Source organism: Gordonia sp. NPDC058843 (assembly GCF_042743165.1).
GTDB lineage: Bacteria > Actinomycetota > Actinomycetes > Mycobacteriales > Mycobacteriaceae > Gordonia.
The window spans coordinates 169,836-184,057 of record NZ_JBHYNC010000007.1; the positions used below are offsets into that span (position 1 = coordinate 169,836).

General features: G+C 69.1%; 10 protein-coding genes. 7 read left to right on the top strand and 3 right to left on the bottom strand.

Going from position 1 to position 14,222, the window contains the following annotated elements:
• The first annotated feature begins 186 nt into the window (after positions 1 to 186).
• The 5 genes from ACFW3F_RS07870 to ACFW3F_RS07890 all read left to right on the top strand — a co-directional run bounded on the left by ACFW3F_RS07870 (position 187) and on the right by ACFW3F_RS07890 (position 7,809).
• Entirely contained in the window at positions 187 to 2,013 is a 1,827-nt protein-coding gene (locus tag ACFW3F_RS07870) for a phosphoenolpyruvate carboxykinase (GTP) (protein ID WP_388055976.1), read from the top strand.
• A gap of 91 nt (positions 2,014 to 2,104) precedes the next feature.
• Positions 2,105 to 3,112: an esterase-like activity of phytase family protein gene (locus tag ACFW3F_RS07875; RefSeq protein WP_388055978.1), complete on the top strand. Its 1,008-nt coding sequence runs from the start codon at positions 2,105 to 2,107 to the stop codon at positions 3,110 to 3,112.
• 292 nt (positions 3,113 to 3,404) lie between these two features.
• Positions 3,405 to 4,220 carry an ABC transporter ATP-binding protein gene (locus ACFW3F_RS07880; RefSeq protein ID WP_388055980.1) on the top strand — a complete coding sequence of 272 codons (816 nt, stop codon included), beginning with the start codon at positions 3,405 to 3,407 and terminating at the stop codon, positions 4,218 to 4,220.
• A 21-nt stretch (positions 4,221 to 4,241) separates the two neighbouring features.
• Positions 4,242 to 6,788: an ABC transporter permease gene (locus tag ACFW3F_RS07885; protein ID WP_388056003.1), complete on the top strand. Its 2,547-nt coding sequence runs from the start codon at positions 4,242 to 4,244 to the stop codon at positions 6,786 to 6,788.
• Between the two features lie 184 nt (positions 6,789 to 6,972).
• Complete coding sequence (locus tag ACFW3F_RS07890; protein ID WP_388055982.1) at positions 6,973 to 7,809, top strand: hypothetical protein; 837 nt, start codon at positions 6,973 to 6,975, stop codon at positions 7,807 to 7,809.
• Between the two features lie 159 nt (positions 7,810 to 7,968).
• Here the strand turns inward: ACFW3F_RS07890 and ACFW3F_RS07895 are convergent, their stop codons facing one another.
• The gene (locus ACFW3F_RS07895) at positions 7,969 to 8,736 is read right to left on the bottom strand and encodes a class I SAM-dependent methyltransferase (protein ID WP_388055983.1); all 768 of its coding nucleotides are present in this window, start codon (positions 8,734 to 8,736) and stop codon (positions 7,969 to 7,971) included.
• A gap of 51 nt (positions 8,737 to 8,787) precedes the next feature.
• Here ACFW3F_RS07895 and ACFW3F_RS07900 point away from each other — a divergent pair, with 51 nt between their 5' ends.
• Entirely contained in the window at positions 8,788 to 9,948 is a 1,161-nt protein-coding gene (locus ACFW3F_RS07900; RefSeq protein WP_388055985.1) for a glycosyltransferase family 4 protein, read from the top strand.
• On the opposite strand, the gene ACFW3F_RS07905 is transcribed toward ACFW3F_RS07900, so the two are convergent.
• Positions 9,908 to 11,665, bottom strand: a complete 1,758-nt coding sequence (locus tag ACFW3F_RS07905; protein ID WP_388055987.1) for a hypothetical protein — start codon at positions 11,663 to 11,665, stop codon at positions 9,908 to 9,910. The genes ACFW3F_RS07900 and ACFW3F_RS07905 overlap by 41 nt on opposite strands.
• A gap of 14 nt (positions 11,666 to 11,679) precedes the next feature.
• A complete protein-coding gene (locus tag ACFW3F_RS07910; RefSeq protein ID WP_388055989.1) occupies positions 11,680 to 12,618 on the bottom strand; it encodes an HpcH/HpaI aldolase/citrate lyase family protein in 939 nt (312 codons plus the stop codon).
• Between the two features lie 173 nt (positions 12,619 to 12,791).
• Between ACFW3F_RS07910 and ACFW3F_RS07915 the strand changes: the two genes are divergently transcribed.
• The gene (locus tag ACFW3F_RS07915; RefSeq protein WP_388055991.1) at positions 12,792 to 13,976 is read left to right on the top strand and encodes a polysaccharide biosynthesis protein; all 1,185 of its coding nucleotides are present in this window, start codon (positions 12,792 to 12,794) and stop codon (positions 13,974 to 13,976) included.
• The last annotated feature ends 246 nt before the right edge of the window (positions 13,977 to 14,222 follow it).

Here is a 14,222-nt window from a genome sequence, read left to right on the forward strand (position 1 = left end):
CGCTCTCGCGTCGAGACCGAGCGCGCGATCACCAGGGACTTTGATCATCTGTCTGCCGGGTGTGGCGTAGACCGCACCGGGTGAACCCCGTGACCTAGCGCCTGTTCGGTGTACGTATCCTGGACGACGAGACGACCTGACAGGTGGCCATTCCAAGCGGCCACCACCTCGGAGGAGGCCCCAACGATGACCGCAGCCACCATTCCCGGACTGGACCCGAGTAGCGCTCCGACGAAGCACGCGGGACTGCTGGCCTGGGTGGCCGAGGTCGCCGAGCTGACCCAGCCCGACCGGGTGGTGTGGTCGGACGGCAGTGATGAGGAGTGGGAGCGCCTGACCGCCGATCTCGTCAAGGCCGGCACCCTGGTCAAGCTGAACGAGGAGAAGAAGCCGAACTCCTTCCTCGCCAACTCCGACCCCGCCGATGTGGCGCGCGTGGAGTCGCGGACCTACATCTGCTCGGAGTCCGAAGAGGACGCGGGACCGACCAACAACTGGGTCGACCCCGCCGAGATGCGTTCCACGATGACCGAGCTGTACCGCGGCAGCATGCGCGGACGCACGATGTTCGTCATCCCGTTCTGCATGGGACCGCTCGACTCCGACGATCCCAAGCTCGGCGTCGAACTCACCGACTCCGAGTATGTCGTCCTCTCGATGAAGATCATGACCCGCGTCGGCCCCCGCGTCCTGGAGATCCTGGGCGACGACGGCTTCTTCGTGAAGGCTCTGCACTCCGTCGGCGCACCGATCGAGCCGGGTCAGGCCGACGTACCGTGGCCCTGCAACACCGAGAAGTACATCACCCACTTCCCGGAGACCCGCGAGATCTGGTCGTTCGGCTCGGGTTACGGCGGCAACGCACTGCTGGGCAAGAAGTGCTACGCCCTGCGCATCGCCTCGGTCATTGCCCGCGACGAGGGCTGGATGGCCGAGCACATGCTGATCCTCAAACTGACCAGCCCGGCGAACAAGGTCTACTACATCGCCGCCGCCTTCCCGAGCGCCTGCGGCAAGACGAATCTCGCGATGCTGCAGCCGACGATCCCCGGCTGGAAGGCCGAGACCGTCGGCGACGACATCGCCTGGATGCGCTTCGGCGACGACGGCAGACTCTATGCGATCAACCCGGAGTTCGGCTTCTTCGGCGTCGCCCCCGGCACCAGCTACGACTCCAACCCGAACGCGATGAAGACCATCGAGGCCGGAAACACCCTGTACACCAACGTCGCTCGCACCGACGACGGTGACATCTGGTGGGAGGACATCGACGAACCCGCGCCCGCGCACCTCACCGACTGGCTCGGCAACGACTGGACCCCGGAGTCCGATCACAAGGCCGCGCACCCGAACTCGCGCTACTGCACCCCGATCGCACAGTGCCCGTCGCTGGCCGACGAGTGGGACGACCCGAAGGGTGTGCCGATCTCGGCGATCCTGTTCGGCGGCCGCCGCAAGACCACCGTTCCGCTGGTGACCGAGGCCCGCGACTGGCAGACCGGCGTCTTCATGGGCGCCACCGTCGGTTCCGAGCAGACCGCCGCGGCCGAGGGCAAGGTCGGCACCGTGCGTCGCGACCCGATGGCGATGCTCCCGTTCATGGGCTACCACGTCGGCGACTACCTGCAGCACTGGGTGAACATCGGCAAGAACGCCGACGAGTCCAAGCTGCCGAAGGTGTTCTACGTCAACTGGTTCCGCCGCGGCGACGACAAGCGCTTCCTGTGGCCGGGATTCGGCGAGAACAGCCGCGTGCTGAAGTGGATCATCGAGCGCATCGAAGGTGAGGCCGAGGGCATCGAGACCCCGATCGGCATCGTCGCGAAGCCCGAGTCGATCGACGTCAGCGGTCTGGACGTACCCGCCGAGGACGTCGCGGAGGCACTCGCCTTCAAGCCCGAGGAGTGGCGCGACGAGATCCCGTCGATCGAGGAGCTCTTCGACTTCGTGGGCGAGAAGCTGCCGAGCTCGCTGCGTGACGAGCTCGACGGTCTGAAGCAGCGCCTGGCCTGAGGCTGCGTGTGCTGCGGACGGTGCAGGTGCTGAAATCGCGGGGCTGACGTACGGAAGGGTCAGAAGTGACGGTTGAGGTATCGTGCCCCTCATGAAACTACGCGTGTGGGGCGCCTCGATCGCCGGTGCCTGCGTGTTGGGGCTGGCGTCTCCGATCGCAGTTCAACCGGCGTCCGCGACACCGCCTTCCGGGGCCGGGGTGTCGGCGTTCTTCACCGATTCGACGACGATCGGCGACGGGCTACCCACCGTCAACCGGATCTCCGGTATCGACCGGACCGGTAACGGTCGGTACGTGCTGATCGCCGAAGACGTGCTGCCGGCCCGCTTCTTCACCGCGTCGATCGGCTACACGTCGGTGAACGCGGCCTTTGCCGGGCGGCCGCAGATCAACGGGGGCGGAACGGTCCTCGGTCCGTGGTTCCTCCCGCTGCTGCCGGGCCAGGCCCAGTTCGAGGGCATCCGCCAGTCCGCGGGCGGCTACACCGTCGTCAGTGGCGGCAACAACCAGTTCGTCCGTCAGATCGGCCCGATCGGACAGGTCGTCCGCGACCTTCCCATCCCGTCGGCGTGGCGACCGTCACCGAAGTCGGGTCTGGCCGGTCAGCGTGGCCTGACCGGTGTGGCCGTCGGACCGCAGGGCCAGGTCAGTGTCCTGACCGCCGGTGGACTCCGGCAGGATGCCGCTCGCTCGGCCCGCCTGCTGACCTTCGGCAAGAGCAATCGCGAGTTCGTCTACCGCACCGACGCCAACAAGGTGGCCGCCGACGTGCTCGCCGTCAACTCGACCGACTTCCTCGTGCTGGAGCGTGGGCCGGGCAAGCTCGCGAACATCTTCTGGACGACGACCCGGGGCGCCACCTCGGTGACGAACAAGAAGAAGCTCAGCGGGCGCGAGAAGGCGATGACCAAGCGTCGGATCTTCTCCACCGTCGCGACCCCGCGCCTCCTCACCGGCAACATGTCGGGTCTCGCCTGGGGCAACTGGCATCCCGACAACCCGTTCGCGAAGACCCGTACCCGCACGCTCATCGTGGTGTCGGACAACGTCGGGTCGCCCAACCGACTGCACTCGTTCGAGGTCCAGATCCCGAAGTGACCCTGTTCCTTAATCCGAAAGAACCGCACAGCCGCTGATCCTGAGCGCGAGAGGCCTGCTGACCCGCTGCTCCCTGCGGAGTGTCCGGAGCTTGCGGGAGGCGCGTACCCCACTGCTCCCTGAGGAGTGTCCGGAGCTTGCGGGAGGCGCGTACCCCACTGCTCCCTGAGGAGTGTCCGGAGCTTGCGGAGGACACGTCACGAAGGGCAAGTGCCGAACGTCACTGCAGTCAGGGTGGGGTCAGGGTGTTACCCGATGGCCAACCGGCCCAGGATTTGGCACGGTTGAGGGCATGACGACGACTGATGGCGCCGCCCGAGACGACGGTGGCGATGATTTCGGGACGCCCAAGCACGCGGTGGCAGCCGGAGCCGACAACCTGTCCAAGCGGTACGGCGTCGGCGACACCGCCGTCGAAGCCCTGAAGAGTGTCTCGATCTCGTTCCGCGAGGGCGAGTTCACCGCGATCATGGGTCCGTCCGGGTCGGGCAAGTCGACCCTGATGCACTGCCTCGCCGGTCTCGATGTCGCGAGCGACGGCAAGGTGTTCATCGGCGACACCGATCTGACGGCGCTGTCGGACAAGGCGATGACGATGCTGCGGCGCGACCGCATCGGGTTCGTCTTCCAGGCGTTCAACCTCGTGCCGACGCTGACGGCCAAGGAGAACATCACGCTGCCGGTCGACATCGCCGGACGCACCGTGGACACCGAGTGGTTCGACGCCGTGGTGGCCCGGTTGGGGATCACCGACCGGCTCGGACACCTTCCGAGTGAGCTGTCGGGTGGTCAGCAGCAGCGCGTCGCGTGTGCCCGTGCGCTGATCGGCAAGCCGTCGATCATCTTCGGCGACGAGCCGACCGGCAACCTGGACTCCCGCTCGTCCGGCGAGGTGCTGTCGATCCTGCGGGCGGCGACCGACGAGTTCAAGCAGACCGTCGTCATCGTGACGCACGATCCGCGCGCCGCGTCGTACGCCGACCGCGTGGTGTTCTTGGCCGACGGCCAGATCGTGCAGGAGCTCTCCCGGCCCTCGGCCGACGATGTCTTCGAGGTCATGAAGAACCTCGACAACGTGCCTGCGCCCGACGCCGCCAGAGCGCACTGAGCCGTGGCCTCCTCCTCGGTGATGCGCAGGGTTTCGTTGCGAAACCTCCGCGCACACAAGCTTCGCCTCTTCCTGACCCTCTTCTCGATCGTCCTCGGCACGTCGTTCGTGGCCGGGTCGATCGTCTTCACCGGATCGATCTCGAAAGCCTTCAACGACATCTTCGACAGCGCGGCGCCGGGCGTCGCTGTCGAGGTGACCCCGGCCGACCGGCAGTCGCCGGGAGTGCCGAACTCGATCGTCGATCAGCTTCGAGATCAGCGCGCGCAGTTCGGGATCGACAAGCTCGTCGTCAACAACAACGGCCTGATCACGGTCGCCGACTCCGGCGGCAAGGCCATCCAGACCGGTGGCGCCCCGAGCGTGGGCAGCACCTACATCCCGGCCGCCGAGGCGCTCTCGCCGGAGGAGTCGACGATCCTGCCGGGCGGTCGCGGGCCCGAGAACGCCGGTGAGATCGCGCTCAACACGTCGGCCGCCGAAGCCGCCGGCCTGAAGGTGGGGTCGAAGACGAAGGTCGTCGTCGGTCAGGGCGACTCGACACCACTCGAGGTGACCGTGGTGGGGCTCGTCGACGCGCCCAGCTCGACCGGCGGCTATGTCAACGCCCAGTTCGATGCCGCGACATCGGCCCGGTTGTTCACCGACGGTGAGCACGTGGGGGTGGTCGACATGTCGGCCGTCGCCGGGGTCACCCCGGAGCAGCTGCAGGAACGCATCGTCGCCGCGCTCGGCGCCGACGCCGATCTGTACGACGTCCGCACCGGTGATCAGGTCCGCGAGGACCAGAAGGCGCAGGTCAACGAGTTCCTGCAGATCTTCCAGTACATCCTGCTGGCGTTCGCCGCGATCGGTCTGGTCGTCGGCACCTTCATCATCTACAACACGTTCTCGATGATCGTCGCGCAGCGGAACCGGGAGTTCGCGCTGCTCCGCGCAGTGGGCGCGAGCCAGCGCCAGGTGTCGCGGTCGGTGCTGTTCGAGGCCTTCGTGGTCGGCGTCCTCGGCGGCGCGCTCGGCCTCGCGATCGGTATCGGCCTGGCAGCCGGGCTGAAAGCGATCACCAGTGCGACCTCGGGCCTGCCCGATGGTGAGCTGGCCGTCGGCCCGGACGCGATCCTGGCCGGCATCCTGGTCGGCGTCGTGGTGACGATGATCAGCGCGTGGGTCCCGGCGGCGAGGGCCGCTCGGGTGCCGCCGGTGGAGGCGATGCGCGCATCGGCCGCCGAGGGGTCGGCCTCGTTGCGCAACCGCACGATCCTCGGTGCGGTCATCGGCGTCGCCTCGATCGCCGCGATCGTCGTCGGCGCGATGGGCGAGGGGGCAGGCCCCGCGGTCACGGTGGGCGCCGGCGCCGCGGGTGCGGTGCTGTCGGCCGTCCTGGTCGGACCGGCGATGGCCCGCCCGTTCGTCAGCGTGCTCGGCCGGGTCATCGGCGCACCCTTCGGCATGATCGGTCGCCTGGCCCGGACCAACGCGGTCCGCAACCCACGGCGCACGGCGGCGACGGCGTTCGCACTCACCCTCGGCCTGATGCTGGTCGCGATCATCGGCACCCTCGGGCAGTCGTTCAAGGGCACGGTCGACGACGCGGTTGACGCGGGCATCAGCGCCGACTACATCGTCGCCGGCACCAATCAGTCGCCACTCCCGACCGCGGTGACCGAGGCGATCGAGGGCGTGCCCGGCGTGGCCGAGGTGGTGTCGTTCGGCATCGTCCAGGCAAAGGTCGACGACAAGTCGGAGACCGGGTTCTCCGCGCTCGGCGGGCCGTTGAACAGTGTGACCGTGATGGACATGCAGGACGGCGCGTCGTCGGACCTGCCCGCCGACGGCATGCTCATCAGCGAGCGGACCGGCAAGGCGAACGGCTGGAAACGCGGTGATGTGGTCACGTTCACCGCCGCCACGGGCGAACAGGTCCAGGTTCCGATCGCCGGTGTCTACGCCGACAACGAGGCACTGCAACCGTGGGTGGTGGGCCCGGACGTCTACGCCAAATTGGTTCCGCCCTTCGCGCGGGTCAACGTCACGCTGTTCGTGAACGCTGCCCCGGGCACCGACCTCGACACCTTGCGCACCGGCCTCGAGGACGCCACCGCCGAGTACCTGACGGTCCAGGTCCAGGATCGCGACCAGTTCAAGGGACAGATCTCGTCGCAGATCGACCAGATGCTCGGCACCCTGTACGCGATGCTCGGGTTGGCTCTGCTGATCGCCGTGCTCGGCATCATCAACACGCTCGCGCTGTCGGTGGTCGAGCGCAAACGCGAGATCGGGATGCTGCGCGCGATCGGCATGATCCGGGCCCAGGTCCGGCGGTCGATCTACCTCGAGTCGGTGCTCATCTCGATCTTCGGTGCCGTGCTGGGTGTGCTCCTCGGGACCGTCATCGGTGTCGCGCTGGTGCGCACGCTCGCCGAGTGGGGCCTGGGTGCCCCGGTGATCCCGTGGTCGCTCATCGCCATCACCCTGGTCGCGTCGGCGGTGGTCGGTGTCCTGGCTGCGCTGTGGCCCGCCGTTCGTGCGGCGCGCACCGGACCGCTGGAGGCGATCGCGGACATCTGACGTCACCTCAGGAGCGGCAATGCTCCGCCCAGGCCTGAGATACGCCCCAGCAAGACACCCTCCACAGGGGCGTCGACGACACATCGTCGACGCCGAGTCTCTGAGGGGCGGTTTCGTGGGGCGGTTCTCAGCGCGGGGCGGTTCCCCGGGTCGAGGTCCCATCCGGGATGACAGAATCGACCGCATGACTCGACCACCTGAGGGCGATCCCAACGATCCGCGGAACGATCCGCCGGAGACCCGGCAGTTCGATCCGGACTTCGACCCGTCGGCGCCGCCGTCGCAGGCCTACACCGAGCACCAGCCCGGACAGCCGTATCAGGGCCCGTACACCGAGCCGCATCAGCCGTACACCGAGCCGCACCAGCCGTACACCGAGCCGCACCAGGCCGGGCAGCCTTATCCGGGTCCGTACACCGAGCCCCGGTACGGCGATCCCCAGTACGCGGATCCCCAGTACACCGGCGGCTCGCCGTACGCGTCCTCGCCGTACGACGAACCGGCCGGCGGTGAGCCGCCCCGCGGTTCCGGATCGAAGGGCCGGACGATCGGCCTGGCCTTGGTCGCGCTGATCGCACTGGTGGTGCTGGGCCTGGTGGTCGTCCTGGTCACCCGCTCGGGCGACGGCGACTCCTCCAGCGCGGCGTCGTCGTCGACCACCGAGTCGAGCGAACCGGCGACGACCAGCGCGACCACGCCGTCGAGCACCACGACCACCGAGGAGACGACGTCGACCACGACGACGACGCAACGCTCCGGGACCGTCACCTACCAGCTGACCGGCAACGGTGACGTCGTCGCACTCAGCTTCCGTCGTGGCCCGGGTTCGCCGACGGTGATTCCGGCGACGGGTTCGCCGTGGTCGCAGCGGGTCCAGCTCGAGGGCGCCCGGGCGAGCATGTCGGCCATCGTGGTCCGCGGTCCGGTGTCGTGCGCGATCCTCGCCGACGGTGAACAGTTGGCCGCCGCCACCAGCCAGGGCGGCACGCTCAACTGCTCTGCGGACCTCGCCGCCGAGTAGTCCGGGCACCGAATTCTTGCTCCCTGAGGTGTGAGGAGCGCAAGCGACGAGCCTCGAAGGGGCTGGCGAGTTCGACGCACCGGCCCTTCGTGGCTCGCTTCGCTCGCACCTCAGGGAGCAGAAATCAGGACACAGGCTCCCGGCGACAGTCTTCTCGGATCATCGTCGCCGCAGTACGAGCACTAGATTGGTGCCGAGGACGTCGCGCAGCACCGGCAGGCGCATCACCCACCACATCCAGTGCGGGATGTAGCGCGGGAAGGCGGCGACGAGTTCGGCCCGCCCGCCGTCGGTCGCCGATCGGGCCCAGCGCAGCCCGTCGGCGGCGGAGACCGCGAACAACGAGGTCCCGTAGAGATTCTTGGGTGGGTGGCCGTTGCGCCGGGTGTACAACCGCGCTGCCCGATGGCCACCGAGGTAGTGCGTCAGACCCATCTCGTGGCCGCCGAACGGCCCCCACCACAGGGTGTAACTGACGATGACGACGCCACCGGGACGTGTCACGCGCAGCATCTCGTCGGCCATCTCCCACGGTGTCGGGGTGTGCTCCACGACGTTCGACGACAGGCACACGTCGACGCAGCCGTCGGCGAAGGGCAGCGCCTGGCCGGAGCCGCGGACCGACCCGCGGTGTTCGAGCCCGCCGGCGTGCATCTCCGTGGGATCGGGTTCGACGGACATGTACTCCGCACCACGGGCGCGGAAGGCGTCGGCGAAGTACCCGGGGCCGCCACCCACATCGAGGATCACCGCCCCGCCGAGCTCGGGCACGAACGCCTCGACCATGCTCGCGGTGTCGGCGGCCAGCGAGCCGTAGAAGCGGGCGGGATCAGACTGCTCATAGCGGAAATCGTCGAGCAGTCCCACGGCGCGACGCAGGGTGGCGAGGCGGGCCATCCGCGCACCGCCGGAGAGTGGAGTCGTCATCGTCGGGTCACTCTAGTGGTGCTCGCCGTGCGGTCGGTAGGCTGACCGGCAATGCGCGCACCGTCGAATGTCCTGCTCCTGTGCTGGCGGGACACCCGCCACCCCCAGGGCGGCGGCAGCGAGACCTATCTGGAACGCGTCGGCGCCGAACTGGCCCGACGCGGCGCGACCGTCACCTTCCTCACCTCCGCCTACCCCGGAGCCGTCCGCGAGGAGAAGCGGGACGGTATGCGGTTCATCCGCGCCGGCGGGCGGATCAGTGTGTATCCGCGCATGCTCGCGACGATCCTCGGCGGCCGGCTCGGTCTCGGGCCGCTGGCGGGGAGCCGTCCGGACGTCGTCGTCGACACCCAGAACGGTGTCCCGTTCTTCTCCGCGCTCGTCTCACCGGCTCCGACGGTCGTCCTCGTCCATCACTGTCATCGCGAGCAGTGGCCGGTCGCCGGCCGTCTTCTCGGTCACGTGGGGTGGTTCATCGAGTCGCGGGTCTCGCCCCGGGTCCACCACCGCAACCGGTATGTCACGGTCTCGGCGCCGTCGAAGTCCGAGCTCGTCGCACTGGGGGTGGACGCCGAGCGGATCGCGGTCGTGCGCAACGGGATCGATCCGCTGCCCGCCGGCATCAAGGCGTCCGGCCATGCCGGGTCGGCGACTCCCGGTGCACCTGTGCGGCTCTGCGTGTTGTCGCGGCTGGTGCCGCACAAGCAGGTCGAGGACGCGCTGGCCGTGCTTGCCCGGTTGCGGCACGACGGGGTCGACGCCCACCTCGACGTCATCGGCGGCGGCTGGTGGTCGGACGAATTGCACCGTGCCGCGGCCGAACTCGACGTGACCGAGTCGGTCACCTTCCACGGTCACGTCGACGAACACCGCAAACACGAACTCCTCGGCCGAGCCCGGGTCCACCTCATGCCGTCGCGCAAAGAGGGGTGGGGACTCGCGGTGGTCGAAGCCGCTCAGCACGGTGTCCCGACGATCGGCTACCGCAGCGCCGCCGGACTCGCCGACTCCATCGACGACGGCCGCACCGGTCTGCTCGTCGATGGTGTCGACGAACTCTGCAGCGCAACAGCAAAACTCATCGACAATCCGGACGAGGCACGTCGGCTCGGCCGGAACGCGCAGGACAAGGCGAGTCGCTACTCGTGGTCGGCGACCTGCGACGGTTTCCTCACGACGTTCGACGCCGTGCTGTCCGCACGCCGCCCCTGACCCCACCGCCCCTGACCCCGTCGCCCTTGATCAGGCCGACGCCGACGCCGATCAGGCCGGCGATCAGTAGCGCGGCCCACACGAGGTGCGCTCCGGTGGCGATCGCGCGGTCGGCGACATCTGCGGACCGGTCGGCCGGGCCGGCCACCTCGTAGAGGATCAGGGTCTGCCCGTCGAAGACGGGATCTCCTGACTCCGCCAGTTGTACAGGCGGAGAACCGTTCTCGATCAGAACCCACCCGACTCCGAGTTCGGCCAGGGCAGTCGGTGACCCGCCGGACTCCAGTACCCGGGTCACCGCCGCGGCGTGTTCACCAGTCGGGTCGATCACCTCTCCGTCGACGCGGAGTTCACCGGATTCGACGACCGGTGCCCGCATCATCCGCGCGGCGGGATCGAGGGACGGGTCGTGGGCGAACGGGTACTCGCGAACCGTGCCGGGAGGCCACAGGGCGACCGAGCCCCGATCCGGCGGCACGATCTCCGCGACGTGCCGCCACTCGTCGGGATAGGCGACCGCGCGGACCGCGCCACCGGCGCCCCACGCGAGATCGGGGAGCGGCGCGACCACGAGCAGCGCGACCGCGGCGAGCGCGAAGCCCGACGGGACGCGACGCCGTGCAGCCGCCACGGCAGCCGCCACGCAGACCGCGACCGCCGGGACGAGGAGCGCCGAGAACTTCTGGGTGTCGCGGAGCAGCCCGCCCCCGCCGATGTGCTCGACAACGGAACCCAGCCCCGCTCGGGCCGGTCCGAAAGTGCTCAGCAGCAATATGATCACGGTCGCAGACGCCAAAACCGCGATGGCGCGCACCAGCGGGTCCAGCTGCGTTCTACGACGCCACAGGTAGCCGACGCCGACGGCGACGACGAGGAGCAGGCAGATCGTGGACACCGCGGCCCACCCGATGGTCCGGCTCGTGGGTACCGCGTCGGCGTTCCAGATCCCACCCAGCGAAACGACCGTCCCCAGGGGTCCCAGCCAGGGCTCTGATCGCAGACCGAACGCTTCCACCCCGGCGGCCGACGACGTGGTCGGCGCTTCGGTGATCAGCGACGTCACCAACCAGGGCAGTGTGCTGAGGACCCAGAGCGCCACGACTCCTGCGGTGACCCGGAACCCGACCGGGCGGCCGATCAGCGCCACCGCCAACACGATTCCGGCAAGGACGGAACCGGTGGGCGTCAGCCCCGCAACGGCGAACAGCCCGCCCAGGTGTAGAAGTCGCACCGCGCCGTCGCGTTCGCGCAGATCCACGACCGCAACCAGAATCCACCCGAGTGCCGCGTACCCGGCGAGCAGACTCCAGTGACCTTGGAGAAGCCGTTCGGCGACATAGGGATTCCACACGGAAACGAGAGCGGCCGCCGCGGCGCCGGTTCGTCCGGCACCCGGGACCAGGCGGTCCGCAAGGCGCCCGTAGCCGACGCCTGCGAACACGAGGGCCGCGGCCAGGACGGCGAGGACGACGACCCCGCCGTCGACGACGGTGCTCACCGTCGCGACGAACCAGTCCTGCGGCACCGCCCGTGGCGGCAGGTCACCGATCCCGAGCGTGGTGTCCGTGACGTGCGTCCGCGGTGTGGACACCGCATCTCGGTAGAGCAGGTATCGATCACCGGCCCCGATCAGGCCCGGCAGCAGCGGCGCCAGGATCACTGCGGTCGCACCGACGCTGATGCCGTACAGCGCCGGCAGCAGGTGTCGGGGAGTCACCGCGGTGATGCCCTTCAGAAGTGGTGGGTGTCCGAGGGCGCGGGAGCGTGCACCGGATCGTCGTCGTAGTCGGATTCGGTGATGCCGTACGACCGGGCCAGGTCGAGGATCTTGGTCGCCCGTGCGATCCGCGGCAGGTCGGAGCCGTTGCGGATCTCACCGCCGTCGCGCTCGAACTCGGCGAAGAACTCGCGCGCCCAGGTGATCTCGTCTTGGGAGGGGGACAGGCCCTCGTTGACCTGCGCGCACTGGCCCGGCGTCAGGCAGATCTTGCCGGTCATGCCGAACTCGGCGGAGACCGCGGTCGCCTCGCTGAGCTTGAGTGCACTCGACCCGACTGTCGGCCCGTCGATGGCACTGGGGAGGTGGGCCGCCTTGGCGGCGATGGTGAAACGTGAACGGGCGTAGGCGAGTGTCTGCGGGTTGTCGCCGAAACCGGTGTCGCGGCGAAAGTCCCCGATGCCGAACGCCAGGCGGAAGGTGCCCTTCGTGGCCGCGATCTCGCTGATGCGCTCGAGCCCGCGCGCGGTCTCCACGAGCGCGACGATGGGCAGGCCGGGGAGTCGCTTGGCGGTCTCGGTGACGTGGTCGACGGACTCCACCATCGCCAGCATCACCCCGCCGACGGCGGTCTGGGACAGGGCTTCGAGGTCGTCGGCCCACCACGGCGTGCCGAATCCGTTGACGCGAACCCAGTCTCCGGCGCCCGGGCCGCGCGTGCCGTCCTTCGGTCCGAGCCAGCGGACGACGTTGTCGCGCGCGGAGACCTTGTCCTTGGGCGCGACCGCGTCCTCGATGTCGAGCACCACGATGTCGGCGCGCGAGCGGGACGCCGGCTCGAACTTCGCATAGTGCGAGCCGTTGACCAGCAGCCAGCTGCGTGCCAGCACCGGGTCGATGCGCGAACCGACGTCGGTCGACTCGGCGTCGTAGGTGGGGTTGTCGTCGTACATCAGGGTCTCTCGGTCCGGTGAACACGCGCGATCGGGGGGACCCGCGCTCGGCAACAGCCTTCCCATCGTTGCCTATCCCCGACTGCCCGTGCAAAACACATCATGCGCGTCCCGGCGGTACTCGGTGCCCGCCCCGCGCGAAGCCGCGACGGTGCGATCGGCACACTTGGTCCATGCAGGAGACGCGCCGGACGACGGGCACCCTCGGCGCCGTCGGGTCGGTGGCGGTCGGTTCGATGGTGGCCAACATCTGCATGTACGTGGTGCACCTCGCCGCGAGTGCGCACTTTCTCGACGTCAGCGAGTACGGCGAGTTCGCGGTGCTGCTGTCGGCCATGCTCGTGCTGGGCGTGCCGGCGATGGCGCTCCAGAACGTCATCGCCCGCGAGGTCGTGCTCGGCGGCGACGAGCGACGGCTCCGCGCACTCGGATTGGTGACCACGTCCTGGGTCGTCGCGCTCACCGTCGTGGCGACCCCGCTGGTCGCGCTGCTGTTGCGCACCGACGTCGCGACGACGGCCGCAGCACTCGCCTCAGCGCCCCTGCTCGCCCTCATCGCCGCAGGTCAAGGAATTCTGCAGGGACGTGGCGAGTTCCGGGTGCTGTCCTGGGTGCTCGCCGCGGTCGGTGTCGCCCGCGCGCTGCCGATCATCGGTGCGTTCGCCGCGGGCGCCGGCCCCGCGGGTGGTCTGCTGGCCGGGACGCTGGGCGCCGCCGCGGCAGCGGTCGTCGTCTGGCTCGTGGTGTGGTCGGTGGCGCGGGCCGGACAGCCGGGGCGGCGACCGTCAGGGGCCGCCGGAGTTCTCAGCGTGGTCCGCGCGTCGCAGGTCCAGCTGGTGCTGATCGTCGCGTCGTCGGTCGACCTGTTGCTCTCGCCTCGGGTTCTCGACGCCGACGAGGTGGGGGTGTACGCCCTCGGCGCGATCGCGACGAAGGTGGCGTTCTGGCTCCCGCAGGCGATCGGCGTGGTCTTCTATCCCCGGCTGGCCGACCCCGCGCGTTCGGCGACCTCGCTGCGCCAGGCGGTGACGGTGGTCGCCGGCATCGGGGTCGTCCTGACCGTGTTGGCGGGCGCAGCCGGTCCGGTCGTCCCTCTCGTCTTCGGGGACGGCTACGACGCCCTCGTCCCGATCCTGTGGCTGTTCGCCTACATCGGTGCCGCGCTCGCCGTCCTGCAGGTGGTCCTGCTGTCGGCGATCGCGCGTGACCGGACGCGCGTCGCGCTCGGCACCTGGCTGGTGGTGGCCGCCGAGGTGCTGATCATCGTCACGGTCACCGGGTCGGTGGTCGGAGTCGCCGGGACCGCAGCGGTGGCCGCGACCATCGCCGCGCTGGGGACCTGGGCGGTCGCGCGCTGAGTTGCAACCTCGGTCGCCCCGCCTTGCTCCCTGATCCGAAAGAACTGCATAACCCCTGGTGCCTGATCCGAAAGAACCGCATAACCCCTGGTGCCTGATCCGAAAGAACCGCATAACCCCTGGTGCCTGATCCGAAAGAACCGCATAACCCCTGCTCCCTAAATCCGAAAGAACCGCATAACCCCTGCTCCCTGAGGTGCGAGGAGCGCAAGCGACGAGCCACGAAGGGCCTGGTGAGACACGTTG